Origin of the sequence: Saccharopolyspora gregorii (genome assembly GCF_024734405.1) — a bacterium.
In the GTDB taxonomy this organism is placed as follows: Bacteria; Actinomycetota; Actinomycetes; order Mycobacteriales; family Pseudonocardiaceae; genus Saccharopolyspora_C; species Saccharopolyspora_C gregorii.
In genome coordinates, this window is sequence record NZ_CP059556.1 from 665,881 (window position 1) to 684,386 (window position 18,506).

Below are 18,506 nucleotides of genomic sequence, written 5' to 3' on the forward strand. Positions count from 1 at the left end.
CGGGTGGATCAGGTGACGTCCACGCCGCGGGCGCTCAGCCACGGCAGCGGGTTGATCTTCTTGCCGCTGGCGTTCCACACCTCGAAGTGCAGGTGAGTGCCGGTGGAGAAGCCGCGGTTGCCCATGGTGGCGATCTGGTCGCCCGCCTTCACCTTCTCGCCCTCGCTGGCGGTGATGGTGTTGACGTGGCCGTAGACGGTGATCGTGCCGTCCTCGTGCTGCACGCGCACCCACAGGCCGAAACCGCTCGCCGGGCCCGCGTCGATGACCACGCCGTCGGCGGCGGAGACGATCGGGGTGCCCTTGCTGTTGGCGATGTCGATGCCGTAGTGCGTGGTGCCCCAGCGGCCGCCGAAGCCGGAGGTGAAGGTGCCCTCGGCCGGAGCGACGATCTTCGGCCGCTTGGCCTCCTCCTCGGCGGCGATGCGGGCGGCTTCCTCCTCCGCGCGCTGCTCGGAGATGCGCTCGCTCTTGGCCAGCTTCTCGACTTCGGAGTCGGCGCTGCTGACCTTGGCGACCGGCAGCATCTCCGGGGCCGGGGCGGAACCGCCCATGCCGCGGGAGGAGTCGTCGGTGGCGGAGCTGAAGGAAGCGGCCGCGTCCTGACCGGAGGCGAGCGGGGTGATGCCGTCCTGGTCGGGGGCCGGTTCGCCGCTGGCCATCGACTGGCCGGCGGCGGCGAACGCGCCTGCGGCGACGGCTGCGACGACGAGTCGGCCGCGGATGACCGAAGGCGGGGTGGAGATCCGCCGCTGGCGCTGCTGTGGAAGATCGTGCGGGGACGACTCCTCGGCGATCGGGGCGCCGCCGGGGGAGCGGTGTCGAGACAAGGCCTGCCCTTCCGTCTCGGGGAGTCCGGTCACTGGCTCCCGGACGGGGTTCCGGGGCGCCGGTCGGGGTAACCGGCGGTCGTGATCGGACCGTGACAACGGACCGGGGGACAGTAACCAGGCTGATCCCCTAGGGGCAAATCCCGATCAGTGGTCGTTCGATCACGGAGCGTGTTCACCGCTGGGTGGCCGGGAGCGGCCGCGCGCGGCGGGGCGGCGTGGCGTGCGCTGTTACCGAGTGGCACTGCCTGGCGGTTCGTGATCGAGGAAGTCGGTCCCGTTCGGACTAGGGGAACGGGGTGGTTCCGCTTCGGGCAGTGATGCGACACGCCCAAGAGTGACGCAAGTCACAGAAAAAACAGCGCAACGCACTCAACCTCGATGACCCGTACGAGGCCTCAAGTCGGACAACCCGCCCAGTGATCCCACTATTCCCGGACCGCCGGAACCGGCCCCGGCGCGACCGCCGACCCGGCGCAACCGCCGCCCGGGCCCGAAACGCCGACACCGTGCGTAGCCGCCGCGGATCCCCGGCGGGACCCGGGGCGATCAGTTGCTAGCGTCGGCGCGGTGAGTGCCCGGCCCGATCTCCCGTTCGAATCCCCGGAGACGCAGATGAGCCGCCCGACGGCGCCCGACCCCGCCGGTCCGCCGACCGGCCTCACCGCGGCGATCGCGCTGTCCGCGCTCGGCGCGCTGCTCACCGCGTTCGCCCCGCTGCTCGGACTGGTCGCGCCGGACATGCCGGCCGCGTTCACCTCCTGGCCGTGGCTGCTGGTCCCCGCGCTGGTCCCGGCGGTGCTCGCCGCGGTGTTCCGCGGCAGCCGGCCCGCGCTGGCCGCCGCCGTGCTGCTCGGGCCCGCGGTGCTCGCGCCCGGACGCCTGGTGCAGGACGCGCAGCTCCTCATCGACGCGGGCCTCGCCGCGCGCCCCGAACTGCTGCTGCCCGACACCCTCGACCCGCTCGGCGCCGCGCCCGGCACCTGGGTGCTGCTGGCCGGGCACCTGCTGGCCCTCGCCGCCGGCGTGCTCGCGCTGATCGCCGGACGCGGGCTGTTCGACCACGCCGACGGGGCCTCCGACGCCTTCGGCTCCTTCGGGGAGGACGCCTTCGCGGGCAGCTCCGTCGCCGAGGCCGCCGCCGACGGCGGCTCCGGGCGCGGTCGCGCGGGCGCGCGCAGGCAGGGACTGCTCGCGCTGGTGCTGTGCGCGACCGCGATCGCCGCCGTCGGGCTGCTGATGGGGCCGTTCACCTCCGAGGACCCGTACCTGCTGGCCAAGCCCGCCGTGGAGGCGCCGGTCGCGGTCGCGATCGGCAGCCTGCTGCTGGCGATCGCCGTGCCCGCGGCCGCCGGGTTCATGGCCGGGTCCGCCGACCGCGACCTGGTGCGCGGCGGGCTGCTCGGCCTCGCCGCCGGCCTCGCCGCCGTCGCGGTGCCGCCGCTGGTCGCGGTGGCGCTGCTGCCCCGGCTGCACTTCGGCTGGGGACCGGCGCTCGCGCTGGCCGCCGCGCTCGTGCTGGTCGGCCTCGCCGTCGAAGGCGGGCGCGACCCCGCCCGGAGTTCCGGGGAGGTGCGGCTGCCCGCGCTGACCAGGTTGCTGCGCGCCGCCGGTGCGCTCGCGCTGCTCGCCGGTGCGCTGGCCGTCGTCGGCGCGCTCACCCCGCACCTGCGGATGCCCAGCTGGATCGACGACCCCTCGGTGTACCCGGCGCGGCTGCTGTGGCCCGGCGGCGTGCTGCTGGTGCTGCTCGGCGCGGCCCTGCTGGTGCCGTCGATCGCCGCCGCGGTGCGCCCCGCGCTGACCGCGGCCTGGGCGGCGCTGCCGCTGGCCGGGGCCGCCGCGCTGGACAGCGTGCTCACCTCCACCCAGGTCGCGGGCGCCGACGCGGCGCCGGGCGCGTGGGCGTCCGGCGCGGCCATGGTGTTCGCGCTGCTCGCCGCGATCACCGCGGCGCTGGCCGGCGGGGTGGAACGCGAAGAGGTGGACCTGGCTGAACCGGACTGGCAGCCGGAGCGCGGCGCGGACGTGGACCTCGCCGAGCGGAGCTGGCGGCCGGTGGTCGCGGTGCCCGCGGCGCTCGCCGCGCTGCTGGGGCTGGCCGCGGTGCTGCTGCCGGTGCTGTCCGCTCCCGACTACACCGCGCCGGGCGTGTTCACCCGGTTCGGCACCGCTTCCTGGGGGCTGATCGGCGCCGGGGTCGCGGTGCTGGTCGCGACGGTGCTCGCCGTCCGCAGCAGGCCCGCGCGGGCGGCGGCGCTGCTCGTCGGCGCGGCGCTGGTGATGGTGGTGCGGGCGCTGGAGTTCCCGCTCACCGCGGGGCGCGCCGCGGACGCCACGCCGGGGCCGGGGCTCTGGTGCGCGGTGGCCGCGGCGGTCGTGCTGCTGATCACCGCGCTGCTCGCGGGCCGCTCCGCCGAACGCTGAGGGTCCGCCCGAGCGGTGCCCGCCGCCGAGTGCCGAACCCGGCTGGGCGGCGCCCGCGCCGAGTGCCGAACCCCCGCCGGGGCGGTGCCTGCCGCCGCGCGCTGAACCCGCCGGGGCCGTGCCTGCCACCGGGCGGTCGTGCCGCTGTGCGCTGGACCCGCCTGGGCGTCGCTGCCGCCCGGCGCGAGCGCGGTGCGCCGCGGAGCCGCGAAATCCGGCGGAGCGCAAAAAGGGGCGAAATTCCGCGCCGGAGCCCCTTGACGGTCGCCGAGGCGGTGTTCCGTTCGTCACTCCGCGGCGCCGTCCAGCGGTTTTCCCACTGCGAAATCCCCGGTCCGGATGCATCCACCTGCGGCGATCGGGCGAGCGGGGTGAGCCAGTTCACCGGGTGCGGCGCACCGGCCGTCCTCGCAGGTCGCTATGGTCGCCCAGTCCGACACCGACGTCGCAGGAGAGTCGAGTGGACCTGTACGAGTACCAGGCGAAGGAACTCTTCGCTTCCCACGGAGTGCCGACGCTGCCCGGTTCCGTGGCCACCAATCCCGAAGAGGCCAAGGCAGCCGCCGACGAACTCGGCGGGCCCGTGGTGGTCAAGGCCCAGGTGAAGACCGGGGGCCGCGGCAAGGCCGGCGGCGTCAAGCTGGCCGAGACGCCGGACGAGGCCCAGACCAAGGCCGAGGCGATCCTCGGCTTGGACATCAAGGGCCACGTGACGCGTCGTGTGCTGATCACGACCGCCTCCGACATCGCCGACGAGTACTACTTCTCCTTCCTGCTCGACCGCGCCAACCGGAACTTCCTGGCGATGGCCTCGGTCGAGGGTGGGATGGAGATCGAGGAAGTCGCCGCGACCAAGCCCGAGGCGCTGGCGCGCATCGCGGTCGACCCGATCCAGGGCGTGGACGCCACCAAGGCCCGCGAGATCGTCGAGGCCGCGAAGTTCCCGGCCGAGGTCGCCGACCAGGTCGTCGACGTGATCGTCAAGCTGTGGGAGACCTTCGTTTCGGAGGACGCCACGCTCGTCGAGATCAACCCGCTGGTCAAGGACCCGCAGGGCAAGATCATCGCGCTGGACGGCAAGGTCACGCTGGACGAGAACGCCGCGTTCCGGCAGCCGAAGCAGGCCGAGCTGGTCGACGCCGAGGCGGAGGACCCGCTGGAGGCGAAGGCCAAGGCCAAGGGCCTCAACTACGTCAAGCTCGACGGCGAGGTCGGCATCATCGGCAACGGCGCGGGCCTGGTCATGTCCACGCTGGACGTGGTGGCCTACGCGGGCGAGGCGCACTCGAACGTGAAGCCGGCCAACTTCCTGGACATCGGCGGCGGCGCGTCCGCGGAGGTCATGGCGGCCGGGCTGGACGTCATCCTCGGCGACAACGACGTGAAGTCGGTGTTCGTCAACGTCTTCGGCGGGATCACCGCCTGCGACGCCGTGGCCAACGGCATCGTGCAGGCGCTGAAGATCCTGGGTGACGACGCGACCAAGCCGCTGGTCGTCCGGCTCGACGGCAACAACGTCGAGGAAGGCCGGCGCATCCTGGCCGAGGCGAACCACCCGCTGGTCACCTTGGTCGACACGATGGACGGCGCGGCCGACAAGGCCGCCGAACTTGCTGCTGCGGGGGCGTGACCCATGGCCATCTTCCTCAACGAGAACAGCAAGGTCATCGTCCAGGGCATCACCGGCTCCGAGGGCACCAAGCACACCGCGCGGATGCTGAAGTCCGGCACCAACATCGTCGGTGGCGTGAACGCCCGCAAGGCCGGGCAGACCGTCGAGATCGAGGGCAAGGAGCTCACGGTCTACGGCACGGTCGCCGAGGCGATCAAGGAGACCGGCGCCGACGTGTCGGTGCTGTTCGTGCCGCCGAAGTTCGCCAAGGACGCGGTCGTCGAGGCCATCGACGCCGAGATCCCGCTCGCCGTGGTGATCACCGAGGGCATCCCGGTGCACGACTCCGCCTACTTCTGGGCGCACGCGAACGCCACCGGGAACAAGACCCGCATCGTCGGGCCGAACTGCCCCGGCGTGATCTCGCCCGGCAAGTCCAACGCGGGCATCATCCCGGCGGACATCACCGGCCCCGGCAAGATCGGCCTGGTGTCCAAGTCGGGCACGCTGACGTACCAGATGATGTACGAGCTGCGCGACATCGGTTTCTCCACCGCGGTCGGCATCGGCGGTGACCCGATCATCGGCACCACGCACATCGACGCGCTCCAGGCGTTCCAGGACGACCCGGAGACCGAGGCGATCGTGATGATCGGCGAGATCGGTGGCGACGCCGAGGAGCGGGCCGCCGACTACATCAAGGCGAACATCACGAAGCCGGTGGTCGGCTACGTCGCGGGCTTCACCGCGCCGGAGGGCAAGACCATGGGCCACGCGGGCGCCATCGTGTCCGGTTCCTCGGGCACCGCGGCCGCGAAGAAGGAGGCCCTGGAGGCCGCCGGCGTCAAGGTCGGCAAGACCCCCAGCGAGACCGCGAACCTGATGCGCGAGATCGTCAAGGGCTGAGCTCCACCCTTCCACGACCGGGGCCGGGCACCGAACGAGGTGCCCGGCCCCGGTCGTTCGCGCTTCCAAGGTGAACTTCTCCACAGCCGCCAACCGGACCGGGTTCCGGGCGCGCGCCGGGTCGGGCGGGGGACGGGTCCGCCGCCGGGTGGCCGGTGACCGGGGCGTACGGGATCGGGCGGGTCGGAAACGGGTGATCCGTACCCGTTCGGTGGCCGAATCACAGTCCGATACCGTTTCGAGTGTCACTCTTCCGGGAGACACTGGTGTTCGCCCGGCCCTCGGCGAGGAGGAGTCCTCTCAACCATGTCCACGCCCTACGGTGCACCGCCGCCCCACCAGCAGGCACCTCCGCACGCAGGGCCTCCTCGTGCGGAGCCGCCGCAGCCCGGCAACGCGGGTGGCACCGACCTCAAGTCCATCCTGCCGCTCGTGGCCGCGGGCGCCGGGCTCATCGCCTACGTGCTCGGGTTCTTCGACCAGGCCGCGGCCGGGCTGATGTCGGGCACGGCCGGGCTCGCCATCGTCGGGGCCGCGGTGCTGATGGGGCTGCGGCTGCTGCCGAAGGCCCCCAACGTGCTGCCCGCCGCCGCCCCGCTCGCCGTCTACGGCGCGCTCGCGGTGCTGCTGGCCGTGATCGCCGGACTCGCCGGGGGCATCGCGATCGTCCAGCTCGTGCTGGCCCTCGTGCAGGCCGCCGTGGTCGTCGTGCTGCTGCTCGCCGAAGCGGAGGTCGTCGCGCTGCCCAGCGGTGGCGCCAGGACCCCCGACCCCCGCGGTCGTCAGCAGGGCCCCGGTACCGGCCCGTTCCCGCCGCTCGGCCAGCCGGGACCCGGCGGTCCCGGTGCCCAGGGGCCCGGTGCCCAGGGACCGGGTGTGCAGGGCGGCCCCGGGCCGCAGGGTCCCGGTGGCCAGCCGCAGCAGCCGTGGGGACCGCCGCCGGGTCAGCCCGGTTTCGGCGGGCCGCAGGGCGGGCCCGGTCAGCCGCAGCAGCCCCAACCCGGCCAGCCCCAACCCGGCCAACCCCAGCCCGGTCAGCCCCAGCAAGGCCAGCCCGGCGGGTACCCCGGCCCCGGCCAGGGCCCGGGTGGAGCTCCCGGCCAGCCCGGCCCCGCTTACGGGCAGGGCGCGCCCGGTGGTTACGGGCAGGGACCCGGCGGCGGCTACGGCGGCCCCACCGGTTCCGGCGGCTACGCCCAGCAGGGTCCGGACAGCCCCGCGGGCGGCTCGCCCGCAGGTGACCCCGGCCCGGCCTCCGCGCCGCAGCCCCAGGTCACCGACGGCCCGGAAGGCACCCGGCAGATGCCGTACCCCGGCCAGAACTGACCCGACGCACCCTCGGAGGGCGCCGACCGCATCCTGCGGCGGCGCCCTTCGCGCGTTCTCCGCCTTGTCCCTCCAGCGGTGAAGCCGCTGAGCGGCGACCACGCACGCAGCCCGGCCACCCGCCCCACCTCGCAGAACGAGCCCGGAGACACCGACAGAGACGAACTCTGCGTGATCGTCGTCGCTCGATGGGCGGACGCTGCGGCGCGTCACGGGGTGAAAGCGCCGGGGCCGGTGCGAGATTCGGCCGCATGCCGCTGATCGAATCGCCGTCCGATCCGGACCTGGTGCCCGAAGACGACGCCGAGCACCGCGAACCGATCGGCGCGCTCCGCCTCGGCGCGGTCGCGGCGGCCACGGTGCTCGCCGGCTACCTGCTGTCCGCGACGTTGCTCGCGCTCGCCACCGGCACCGCGAGCGGCCCGGAGATCGGCGCCGGCACCCTGCTGGCCGCGGCCGTGCCGGGCTGGCTGGTGGCGCACCAGGTGCCCCTGGTGGTGCTCGGGGCCCCGCTGTCGGTGCTGCCGTTCCTGCCCACCGCCGCGCTCGGGCTGCTCATCGCCGCGATCACGGCGGCCTTCCTGCGCCGCACCGGCTTCGACACCGCGCGCGACGCCGTCCGGGTGATCGGCGCGGTCGCGGCCGGGCACGCGGTGCTCGGCGCCGTGCTGGCCGCGCTGCTCAGCGGTGCCGTCGACGCCTCGGTGCCGGGCGCTTTCCTGCGCTGCGGGCTGGTCGCGGCCGCGGGTTCGGCGGCCGGGGCCTGCCGCGCCGGGGAGCTCCCGGCCGCGGTGCGGCGGCTCGCCGGGCCGACGATCAGCGCGGGGCTGCGCGGCGCGCTGCTGGTGTCGGCGTGCGTGCTCGTCGCCGGTGCGCTGGTCGCGGTCGTGGCGCTGTGCCTGTCCGCGGCGCGCGCCGGGGAGGTGCTGGGCCGCGCGGGCACGGCCGGTGACGCGTTCGGCCTGCTGCTGCTGTCGCTGCTGTACCTGCCGAACGCGGCGCTCGCCGGGTGGTCCTTCGCGGCCGGTCCGGGGATTAGCGTCGGCGGGTTGACCGCGCGGTTCTACGAGACCGAGCCGGGAGCGGTCCCGGACGTGCCGCTGCTGGCGGCGCTGCCGACCGGCGCCGCAGCCTGGTGGTGGCCGGTGGTGCTGGTGCTGCCGGTGGCCGCGGGTGCGGTCGTCGGTCTGCGCTGCGGCCGGGAGCTGGACCAGGCGCGGCGACCGGCGGCGGTCGCGGTGGCCGCGGCGGTCGCGTCGTTCGGCGTGCTGGTGGTCGCGGCCCTGGCCGGGGGGAGCGCGGGAGGAGGGCCCTTCGACCCGATCTCGCTGCATTCCCCGGCGCTCGCCCTCGTCACGTTCGGCTGGGTGCTGGTGCCCGCGCTGCCCGCGGTGTGGCTGTTCCCCGTGCCCTGGCGGCCGGCGGACGAGTTCGCGGCGGAGCTCGACGGCGCCGCCGACCCCGACGACGAGGAGCGGGCCGAGCTCGGCGGTGCGGACGGCATCGGCCTCGACGGTGCGGACGACGTGGACCTCGACGACGAGGAGCCGGACGGCGCGGCCGAGGAGGTCGACGAGTGGGACGGCGTCGACGAATGGGACGGGGCCGACGAGTGGGACGGCGTCGATGAATGGGACGGAACCGGCGAGCCGGACGATCCGGACGAGCTCGACGAGGAAGCCGGCGAACCGGCCGACGAGTCCGGCTCCGGTGGCCCGGCCGCCGCGGACCCCGGGTTCGAGTTCGACGAGGCGGAGTGGGCCGACCTCGTGCGCCGCGCGCAGGAGGCCGAGGAACCCGACCAGGCCCGGTCCTGGTCCGGCGACATCCACGGCGACGCCGACGTTCCCGAACCCCGCCCCCGCGACGACGCGTCCCGGACCGCCGACGACGACGCGGACGGCCCGGCCTCCCGCTGACCGGTGCGGTGAGGGCTGGGCCACTCGCCCGGGACCTGGCCGAGTCCCGCACCGGGCCGCCGCCTACGCTGCTCGGTGAGATCGTGACCAGGCACTGTCAGGAGTCAGAGCTGAGCACCCCCGCATCGAACGCGGCCTCCGCAGCACGACCGGACCCTGCCCCCGGCACTCCCGAACCGGACCCGTCCGCGCAACCGCCGACGCGGTTCCGCCCCGGCGATCCGGCCCGCGTGGTCGTGCTGGTCTCCGGTTCCGGAACCCTGCTGCAAGCCCTCCTCGACGCCACCGCGCGCCCCGGCTACCCGGTGCGCGTCGTGGCGGTCGGCGCCGACCGGCCCGGCATCGAAGGTCTCGCGCGCGCCGAGCGCGCCGGCATCCCGACCTTCGTGCGCCGCGTCGCCGACCACGCGACCCGGCAGGACTGGGACGAGGCGCTGACCGAGGCGTGCGCCGAGCACGAACCGGACCTCGTGGTGTCCGCCGGTTTCATGAAGCTCGCCGGCGAGCGCTTCCTCGCCCGCTACGGCGGCCGCTACTTGAACAGCCACCCGGCGCTGCTGCCCGCGTTCCCCGGCATGCACGGGGTGCGCGACGCCCTCGCGCACGGGGTGCGGGTCACCGGCTGCACGCTGTTCGTGGTCGACGCCGGGGTGGACACCGGGCCGATCCTGGCGCAGGAGGCGGTGCCGGTGCTGCCCGACGACGACGAGGCGAGCCTGCACGAACGCATCAAGGCGGTCGAGCGGTCGCTGCTCGTGGAGACCGTGGAACAGCTCGCGCGGCACGGCTGGACCGTGCAGGGACGGAAGGTGGAAATCCCGTGACCGAGAACTCGCAGGAACGGCGGCCGGTGCGCCGGGCGCTGATCGGCGTGTCCGACAAGTCCGGCCTGCTGGACCTGGCCACCGGGCTGCACGCGGCAGGCGTCGAGATCGTCTCGACCGGTGGCACGGCGCGCGCCCTCGCCGACGCCGGCGTGCCGGTCACCCCGGTCGAGGAGCTCACCGGGTTCCCGGAGGCCCTCGACGGCCGGGTCAAGACGCTGCACCCGCGGGTGCACGCGGGCCTGCTCGCGGACCTGCGCCGACCGGAGCACGCCGACCAGCTCGCCGAACTGGACATCCCGCCGTTCGACCTGCTGGTGGTCAACCTGTACCCGTTCGTGCGCACCGTCGCCTCCGGCGCGGCGCCCGACGAGGTCATCGAGCAGATCGACATCGGCGGTCCCGCCATGGTGCGCGCCTCGGCGAAGAACCACGCCAACGTGGCCGTCGTCGTCGACCCCGGCAAGTACGAGTGGCTGCTGGAGCAGGTGCGCGCCGGTGGCTTCACGCTGCCCGAGCGCGTCGAGCTGGCCGCGGAGGCGTTCCGGCACACCGCGTCCTACGACGTGGCCGTCGCGGGCTGGATGAGCCGGGTGCCCACCGGGGACGACGCCGCGTTCCCCGGCTGGCTCGGCGAGACCTGGGAGCGGCGCTCCGCGCTGCGCTACGGCGAGAACCCGCACCAGGCCGCCGCGCTGTACGTCTCGGGCGGGGAGGCCACCGGGCTCGCCGCCGCCGCGCAGCTGCACGGCAAGGAGATGTCGTACAACAACTACGTGGACGCCGACGCCGCGTGGCGCGCCGCCCACGACCACGACCGGCCCTGCGTGGCGATCATCAAGCACGCCAACCCCTGCGGCATCGCCGTCGCCGAGGACGTCGCCGCCGCGCACCGCAAGGCCCACGAGTGCGACCCGGTGAGCGCCTTCGGCGGCGTCATCGCGGCGAACCGCGAGGTCACCGTGCCGATGGCCGAGCAGATCGCGGAGGTGTTCACCGAGGTCGTGGTGGCCCCCGGTTACGCCGACGGCGCGGTCGAGGTGCTGGCCCGGAAGAAGAACGTCCGGGTGCTCACCGCGCAGCCGCCGCGTTCCGGCCGGGTCGAGATGCGGGCCATCTCCGGCGGGACGCTCGTGCAGCAGTCCGACGCGATCGACGCCGACGGGGACGACCCGGCGAACTGGACGCTCGCCGTGGGGGAACCGGCGGACGAGGCCACGCTCGCGGACCTGCGGTTCGCCTGGCGCGCCTGCCGCGCGGTGAAGTCGAACGCGATCCTGCTGGCCGACGACGGCGCCACGGTCGGCGTCGGCATGGGCCAGGTCAACCGGGTGGACTCGGCGCGGCTCGCGGTGGCGCGGGCCGGGGAGCGGGTCTCCGGTTCGGTGGTCGCCTCCGACGCGTTCTTCCCGTTCGGTGACGGGCCGCAGGTGCTCGTCGACGCCGGGGTGCGGGCGATCGTGCAGCCGGGCGGCTCGGTGCGGGACGAGGAGACGGTCGAGGTGTGCCGGGCGGCGGGGATCCCGCTGTACCTGACGGGAACCAGGCACTTCGCCCACTGATCTGCTGCGCCCGGTCCGGTCGGGCGGGGTGGTGCTCCGGGGAGGGGCGGTGCGGGCCTTCGGGTCCGCGCCGCCCCTCTTCTCGTGCGCACCGGGTTGTCGGTGGGCGGGGGCAGGATGCGGGTGTCCGGCGGGCTTCTCGGGGACGGGACGCGCCTACCTGCGGTTATCGAACTTGTGTTCGCTCTTTGGTGTGAACGCCTTGACGGCGGGCTCCTGGCCAGGGTTTACTTGAGCCAGTCGAACAAGGGTTCGATCTTCGGTCGGGTCGGGAACGACCTGCGGTGCGGTCCAGGGGCGGGGTGCCCGGGCCTGCCGGTGACCGGGGACTCCGGGCGTCGCGGGGGCGCGCGGAACGAGGGTGATCGGGACGGTGATGTCGAGGAAGGGACGCAACGGCAACGGCGGCGGTCCGCAGTGGAACGGGGACCGCCGGAAGTACTGAACTACCGGAAAGAAACTCCGGAGCGGTCGCCGTCGGGGGGCGGTCGTTCCACGAGGTGGTGCCGTTCGGGTGCAGACGGCACGTCCTCACCGCTGTCTCCCCACAGCGGACGTGGGTGCCCGAGACGGGGTCGGGCATCCCTGCGAACGAGGTGGGGAGACAGCGGATGTCCGCGAGCACGTCCTTGGTGGCGTTGGACGGGGTGACCACGGCTCACGGGGTGTCCGTGGCCACCTCGGCCGCCGAGGCGGGCGGCGATCCCGTTGCGGGACGGGTGCTGCCCGCGCGGGCGGAATTCGCCGCCGTGCTGCCATGGCCAGGCCTGCGCCGTGGCAGCACGGTGGCGGTGCACGAATCGACCTCCCTGCTGTTCGCCCTGCTGTCCGAGGCGACGGCGGAAGGATCTTGGGCAGCGGTCGTCGGGCTCCCGGGGATCGGCTTGACCGCGGCGGCCGAGGCGGGCGTGGAGCTGTCCCGGCTGGCCTTGGTGCCGCACCCGGGGGACGATCCGGTCGCCGTGATCGCGGCCCTGCTGGACGGGGTGGATCTGGTGGTGGTCGGCCGCCCGGGACTGGTGACCGAGGCCGACGCCCGCCGGTTGTCCACCCGGGCCCGGCACCGCGGTGCGGTGCTGCTGCCGTTCGGTGCCTGGCCGGGTGCCGAAGTGCGGTTGCGGTGCGGGCAGGCGCGGTGGCGCGGTGTGGGGCAGGGCCACGGGCACCTGCGGGAACGCGAGGTCACCGTGCGCGCGGGCGGACGCGGGGCGGCCTCCCGGCCGCGCTCGTGCCGGATGCTGCTGCCGGGACGCGGCGGGCCAGCGGCACCGCTGGAGTCCCCCGCGCCGTGGGAACCCGCCGCACCGTTGGGGCCCGTGGCACCGCTGGAAACCGTGGCTTCGCTGGAAACCGCCGCTCGGCCGGGACCTGCGGCGCCGCCGGAACCGTCGACGCCGCTGGAACCGGCGACGCCGCTGGAACCGGTGGCGCCGTGGGAACCGGTGGCTCGGCCGGGACCGTCGCTGTGGGAACCCGCTGCGAGGTCCACGGCCGCCACGGGTTCGGGCGGAGGAGCCGGTTCCGGGCGGAACGCGGGCTCCGACGGGGTGCCGGATTCCGCCGGTGGGGCGAGGTCCAACGATGTCGGGGCCAGTGGTGCCGGGCCCCACGGCACCGGCCCAGGAAGCGCCTGCGCCAGCGGGGCGGTGAGGTCCAGCGGGGCAACGCGGTCCAGCGGGGCGGGAGCGGGCAGCGGGTCCAGCGGGGCAGCCGGGTCCAGCGGGGCAGCCGGGTCCAGCGGGGCAGCCGGGTCCAGCGGGGCAGCCGGGTCCAGCGGGGCAGCCGGGTCCAGCGGGGCAGCCGGGTCCAGCGGGGCAGCCGGGTCCAGCGGGGCAGCCGGGTCCAGCGGGGCAGCCGGGTCCAGCGGGGCGGCGGCGCGGCGCGCGCTGCGCCCGGTGCGGAGCGGCGATCGTGCCGGCTGACGTCACCCGCCCCACCCCACCCGGGTCGGCCGGGGCTCCGGCCGCGGGGCACGACTCCGCGGTGCGGCGGTTCCTGGTGTGGTGCCCGGACTGGCCGGTGGTGGCGGCCTCCCGCGCCGACGACCTCGACCCGCTGGCACCCGCGGCCGTGTTCACCGCGAACCGGGTGCTGGCCTGCTCGGCGACCGCCCGGGACGCCGGGGTCCGGCGCGGGATGCGGCGCCGGGAAGCGCAGGGCCGGTGCCCGGAGCTCGTGGTGTCCGAACACGACCCGGCGCGGGACGCGCGGCTGTTCGAACCGGTGGTGGCCGCGGTCGAGCAGTTGACCCCGGGCGTGGAGGTCGTGCGCCCGGGGCTGGTGGCGGTGCCCGCGCGCGGCCCCGCCCGCTACTTCGGGGCGGAGGAGACCGCCGCGGAACGGCTCGTCGACCAGGTCGCCGCGCGGACCGGGGTGGAATGCCAGGTGGGCGCGGCCGACGGCCTGTTCGCCGGGGTCCTCGCGGCCCGGCGCGGCGTGCTGGTGCCACCGGGCGGGAGCCGGGAGTTCCTCGCTCCGCTCGGCATCGGCGAGATCGACCAGCCCGCGCAGCGGCTCACCGCGAACCGCGCGGAACTGGTGGACCTGCTGTGGCGCTTGGGGATCCGCACGCTCGGCGAGTTCGCCGCGCTGCCCCCCGGCGACGTCACCACCCGCTTCGGCTCCGACGCGCTGCTGGCGCAGCGTTCCGCGCGCGGCGAGGAGGAACGCCCGCCGGACCGGCGCCGCCCGGAACCGGAGCTCACGGTCACCGAACGGCTGGACCCACCGGTCGATCGGGTGGACGCGGCGGCGTTCGCGGCGAAGGCGCTGGCCGAGCGGCTGCACCGGTTGCTGGCGGAACGCGGCGTCGCCTGCACCCGGCTGGGCATCGCCGCGCGGACCGAGCACGGCGAGGAACTGCACCGGGTGTGGCGGTGCGCGGAACCGCTGACCCCGGCCGACACCGTGGACCGGGTGCGCTGGCAGCTCGACGGCTGGCTCAGCGCCCGGTCGCGGGAACCGCGCCCCACCTCGGGGGTGGCGGTGCTGGCGCTGTCCCCGGAGGAGGTCGTGGGTGCGGGCGGGCTCCAACTGGACCTGGTGCGCTCGGCGACCGGTGCCGCCGACGCCCGTGCGGGACGCGCGTTCGTGCGCGTGCAGGGGCTGCTCGGGCCGGACCGGGTGCTGGTGGGCGTGCCCTCCGGCGGTCGGGACGCGCGGGACCGCGTGACGCTGGTGCCGTGGGGCGCGGAACGCCACCCGCGGCTGGAACCGGACCGCCCGTGGCCGGGGCGGATTCCGGCGCCGTCCCCGTCGGTGCTGCCCGAGGAACCGTGGCCCGCGACGGTGCTCGACGAGTCCGGAGAACCGGTGCGGCTCACCGCGCGGGCGGAGCTGACGGCGCCACCCCGGCGGGTGCTGGTGCGCGGTCGCGGCCGGGAGGTCGTCGGCTGGGCCGGTCCGTGGCCGCTGCGGGAACGCTGGTGGGACCAGGGCCCCGGCAGGCGGGAGGCGCCGCTGATCGTGCGGCTGCAGGTGGTCCTCGCCCCGGACACCGGAGCGGACGAATCCCGGGCCGGCGGCGGCCAGGGCGACCGGCACGACCAGGAAGACCAGGACGACCCGGGCGAAGTGGCCCTGCTGCTGGTGCACGAGGACGCCGCCTGGTGGGTGCAGGGGGTGTACCGATGAGCTGGTTCAACCCGCCGCAGAGCTGGTCGGAGCTGGAGAAGGCGCTGTCCGGCGCCGGGCCCCCGCCGCGCGACGAGCGCTGTCCCGCCGACGACGACCCCGAGCGGACCCGCGCGCCCCACGGGGACGGCGGCGAACCCGGGCCGGCCGAAGTCCCCTACGCGGAGCTGCACGCGCACTCGCACTTCAGCTTCCTGGACGGCGCCGGCCACCCGGAGGAGCTGGTCGCCGAAGCCGCCCGCCTCGGCCTGGAAGCGGTGGCGCTGACCGATCACGACGGCATGTACGGGGTGGTGCGCTTCGCGGAGGCCGCCGCCGAGCACGGCGTGCGTACCCTCTTCGGCGCCGAACTGGGCCTGGGCAGCGGCGGCGGCCGGGCTTCCGCCCGCACCGGCGAACCGGACCCGCCGGACCGGCACCTGCTGGTGCTGGCCCGCGGCCCGGAGGGCTACCGCCGGTTGTGCCGGGCGATCACCACGGCGCAGCTGCGCGGCGGGGAGAAGGGCCGCCCGCACTACGACCTGGCGGAGCTGGCGGCGGAGGCCGCGGGGCACTGGCTGGTGCTGACCGGCTGCCGCAAGGGCGCGGTGCGCGCGGCGTGGACCGAGGGCGGGACGCCCGCGGCCGCGGCGGAGCTGGACCGGCTGGTGGCGCTGTTCGGCGCCGAGAACGTGGCCGTGGAGCTCACCGACCACGGGCTGCCGGAGGATTCGGTGCGCAACGACGCCCTGTTCGAGCTGGCGCGCAGCCGCGGGCTGCGGGCGGTGGCGTCCACGGCGGCGCACCTGCCCTCCCCGGAGCGGGAGCGGATCGCCGCGGTGCTGGCGGCGATCCGGGCGCGCGGCAGCCTGGACGAGCTGGACGGCTGGCTGCCGCCGTCGGCGGGCGCGCACCTGCGGTCCGGCGCGGAGATGGCTCGCCGGTTCGCCCGCTACCCGGGGGTGGTGGCCGCGGCCGCCGAGCTGGGCCGGGAGTGCGCGTTCGACCTGCGGCTGGTGGCGCCGCGGCTGCCGCCGTTCGACGTGCCGCCGGGCCGCACGGAGGCCCAGCACCTGCGGGAGCTGACGATGCGGGGCGCGCTGGACCGCTACGGCCCGCCGGAGCGGAACCCGGCCGCGTACCGGCAGCTGGAGCACGAGCTGGCGGTGGTCGAACGGCTGGGCTTCCCCGGCTACTTCCTGGTGGTGCACGACATCGTCCGGTTCTGCCAGGAGCAGGACATCCTGTGCCAGGGCCGGGGTTCGGCGGCGAACTCGGCGGTGTGCTTCGCGCTGCGGATCACGAACGCGGACCCGGTGCGCTACGAGCTGCTGTTCGAGCGGTTCCTCGCCCCGGAGCGGGACGGCCCGCCGGACATCGACCTGGACATCGAGTCGGACCGCCGCGAGGAGGTCATCCAGTACGTGTACGGCCTGCACGGCCGCACGCACGCCGCCCAGGTGGCGAACGTGATCTCGTACCGCCCGAAGTCGGCGGTGCGGGACGTGGCGCGGGCGCTCGGCCACTCGCCGGGCCAGCAGGACGCGTGGAGCAAGCGGGTGGAGTCCTGGCACGAGCTGCCCGCGGACGAGGAGATCCCGGCGCAGGTGCGGGAGCTGGCGGACGAGCTGATCGGTTTCCCCCGCCACCTGGGCATCCACTCCGGCGGCATGGTGCTGTGCGACCGGCCGGTGAGCGAGGTGTGCCCGGTGGAGTGGGCGCGGATGCCGGGCCGCACGGTGCTGCAGTGGGACAAGGACGACTGCGCCGCCGCGGGGCTGGTGAAGTTCGACCTGCTGGGGCTGGGCATGCTCTCGGCGCTGCACTACGCGATCGACCTGGTCGCCGAGCACCACGGCCGCCGGGTGGACCTCGGCGAGCTGGACCTGGCCGACGACGCGGTGTACGAGATGCTGCGCCGCGCCGACGCGATCGGCGTGTTCCAGGTGGAGAGCCGCGCGCAGCTGGCGACGCTGCCGCGGTTGAAGCCGCGCGAGTTCTACGACCTGGTGGTGGAGGTGGCGCTGATCCGCCCCGGCCCCATCCAGGGCGGTTCGGTGCACCCGTACATCCGCCGCCGCAACGGGCTGGAGGAGTGGGACTACGAGCACCCGCTGATGGCGGGGGCGCTGGCGAAGACGCTGGGCGTCCCGCTGTTCCAGGAGCAGCTGATGCAGCTGGCGGTGGACGTCGCGGGCTTCTCGCCCGCGGAGGCCGACGAGCTGCGCCGGGCGATGGGCGCGAAGCGCTCGGGAACGCGGATGCGGCGGCTGCGGGACCGGTTGTTCGCGGGCATGGCGGCGAACGGCATCGGCGACGAGCTGGCGGAGCGGGTGTACGCGCGGCTGCTGGCGTTCTCGAACTACGGGTTCCCGGAGAGCCACGCGTTGAGCTTCGCGCTGCTGGTGTTCGCCAGCGCCTGGTTCAAGCGCTACTACCCGGCGGCGTTCTGCGCGGCGCTGCTGAAGGCGCAGCCGATGGGGTTCTACTCGCCGCAGTCGCTGGCCGCGGACGCGCGCAGGCACGGCGTGCGGGTGCTGGGCCCGGACGTGAACGCGAGCCGGGTGCGCGCCGACCTGGAGCCGGACGAGCGTTCGGACGGCGGGCAGGCGGTGCGGCTGGGCGTGGCGTCGGTGCGCACCGTCGGCGAGGCCGTCGCGGAGCGGCTGGTGGCGGAGCGGGCCGAGCACGGCCCGTTCGCGGACCTGCCGGACGTGGCGCGGCGGGTGGGCCTGTCGGCGCCGCAGATGGAGGCGCTGGCGACGGCGGGCGCGTTCGGCTGTTTCGGCCTGTCCCGCCGGGAGGCGCTGTGGAACGCGGCCGCCGCGGCGGCGGACCGGCCGGACCGGTTGCCGGGCACCACGGTGTCGGCGGCGGCGCCGGTGCTGCCGGGGATGGACGGGGTGGAGCTGGCCGCGGCGGACGTGTGGGCGACGGGCGTGTCGCCGGACAGCTTCCCGGTGCAGTTCGTGCGGTCCCGCCTGGACGGTTGGGGAGCGGTCCCGGCCGCGGGGCTGGCGGAGGTGGCGCACGGGACGCGGGTGCTGGTGGGCGGTGCGGTGACGCACCGGCAGCGCCCGGGGACGGCGGGCGGCATCACGTTCCTGAACCTGGAGGACGAGACGGGGATGGTCAACGTGGTGTGCTCGCCGGGCCTGTGGGCGCGCTACCGCTCGGTGGCGCGGGGCAGCGCGGCGCTGCTGGTGCGCGGGACGGTGGAGCGCTCCGAGGGGGTGGTGAACCTGCGGGCGGACCGCTTGCAGCGCCTCGACATGAGAATTCCCTCGACATCCCGCGACTTCTGCTGAATGCTGCTCCCCCTCTGCTGCGTGGGGGTGGGGTGGCGGAACCTCAGCGGTTCCCTCGCTGCGGGATCGATTTCCCAAGTGGCTCCGCCACGAGGGAAATCGCTGTCCTCGCGAGGAAACCGCTGAGAACCCGCGGGTGGTCCGGTTGCTTTGGTGGTCGTTGGCTCAGCGGCTTCGCCG

The 18,506-nt window shown here is 75.1% G+C and carries 11 protein-coding genes; 10 read left to right on the forward strand and 1 reads right to left on the reverse strand.

What is annotated here, in order from left to right; all coding sequences use genetic code 11:
* Positions 1-8: 8 nt before the first annotated feature.
* Positions 9-863 (reverse strand): M23 family metallopeptidase, encoded by an 855-nt coding sequence (locus H1226_RS03045; protein WP_224968726.1) that lies wholly within the window; start codon positions 861-863, stop codon positions 9-11.
* Between the two features lie 582 nt (positions 864-1,445).
* Between H1226_RS03045 and H1226_RS03050 the strand changes: the two genes are divergently transcribed.
* From H1226_RS03050 to H1226_RS03095, 10 genes are all read left to right on the forward strand, one after another.
* A complete protein-coding gene (locus tag H1226_RS03050; RefSeq protein ID WP_258345752.1) occupies positions 1,446-3,257 on the forward strand; it encodes a hypothetical protein in 1,812 nt (603 codons plus the stop codon).
* 460 nt (positions 3,258-3,717) lie between these two features.
* On the forward strand, positions 3,718-4,887 hold the full coding sequence (sucC, locus tag H1226_RS03055; protein WP_258345756.1) for an ADP-forming succinate--CoA ligase subunit beta: 1,170 nt from the start codon (positions 3,718-3,720) through the stop codon (positions 4,885-4,887).
* A 3-nt stretch (positions 4,888-4,890) separates the two neighbouring features.
* The gene (gene sucD, locus H1226_RS03060) at positions 4,891-5,775 is read left to right on the forward strand and encodes a succinate--CoA ligase subunit alpha (RefSeq protein ID WP_258345757.1); all 885 of its coding nucleotides are present in this window, start codon (positions 4,891-4,893) and stop codon (positions 5,773-5,775) included.
* Between the two features lie 306 nt (positions 5,776-6,081).
* Positions 6,082-7,101 (forward strand): DUF5336 domain-containing protein, encoded by a 1,020-nt coding sequence (locus H1226_RS03065; protein ID WP_258345758.1) that lies wholly within the window; start codon positions 6,082-6,084, stop codon positions 7,099-7,101.
* A 251-nt stretch (positions 7,102-7,352) separates the two neighbouring features.
* Entirely contained in the window at positions 7,353-9,020 is a 1,668-nt protein-coding gene (locus H1226_RS03070; protein WP_258345759.1) for a cell division protein PerM, read from the forward strand.
* 230 nt (positions 9,021-9,250) lie between these two features.
* A complete protein-coding gene (gene purN / locus H1226_RS03075; RefSeq protein ID WP_224957956.1) occupies positions 9,251-9,844 on the forward strand; it encodes a phosphoribosylglycinamide formyltransferase in 594 nt (197 codons plus the stop codon).
* Positions 9,841-11,406: a bifunctional phosphoribosylaminoimidazolecarboxamide formyltransferase/IMP cyclohydrolase gene (gene purH / locus H1226_RS03080; RefSeq protein ID WP_258345765.1), complete on the forward strand. Its 1,566-nt coding sequence runs from the start codon at positions 9,841-9,843 to the stop codon at positions 11,404-11,406. The genes purN and purH overlap by 4 nt, the downstream gene beginning before the upstream one ends.
* Positions 11,407-12,017: 611 nt before the next feature.
* Positions 12,018-13,328 carry a hypothetical protein gene (locus tag H1226_RS28060; RefSeq protein WP_309148777.1) on the forward strand — a complete coding sequence of 437 codons (1,311 nt, stop codon included), beginning with the start codon at positions 12,018-12,020 and terminating at the stop codon, positions 13,326-13,328.
* A 61-nt stretch (positions 13,329-13,389) separates the two neighbouring features.
* Complete coding sequence (locus H1226_RS03090) at positions 13,390-15,039, forward strand: DNA polymerase Y family protein (RefSeq protein WP_258349327.1); 1,650 nt, start codon at positions 13,390-13,392, stop codon at positions 15,037-15,039.
* Entirely contained in the window at positions 15,036-18,326 is a 3,291-nt protein-coding gene (locus H1226_RS03095; protein ID WP_258345767.1) for an error-prone DNA polymerase, read from the forward strand. Before H1226_RS03090 ends, H1226_RS03095 begins: the two co-directional genes overlap by 4 nt.
* The last annotated feature ends 180 nt before the right edge of the window (positions 18,327-18,506 follow it).

Coding starts and splice junctions, on each gene's coding strand:
- H1226_RS03095 (WP_258345767.1), top strand. CDS start 15,036: ATGAGCTGGTTCAACCCGCCGCAGAGCTGGTCGGAGCTGGAGAAGGCG.
- H1226_RS03050 (WP_258345752.1), top strand. CDS start 1,446: ATGAGCCGCCCGACGGCGCCCGACCCCGCCGGTCCGCCGACCGGCCTC.
- H1226_RS28060 (WP_309148777.1), top strand. CDS start 12,018: ATGTCCGCGAGCACGTCCTTGGTGGCGTTGGACGGGGTGACCACGGCT.
- sucD (WP_258345757.1), top strand. CDS start 4,891: ATGGCCATCTTCCTCAACGAGAACAGCAAGGTCATCGTCCAGGGCATC.
- H1226_RS03070 (WP_258345759.1), top strand. CDS start 7,353: ATGCCGCTGATCGAATCGCCGTCCGATCCGGACCTGGTGCCCGAAGAC.
- H1226_RS03065 (WP_258345758.1), top strand. CDS start 6,082: ATGTCCACGCCCTACGGTGCACCGCCGCCCCACCAGCAGGCACCTCCG.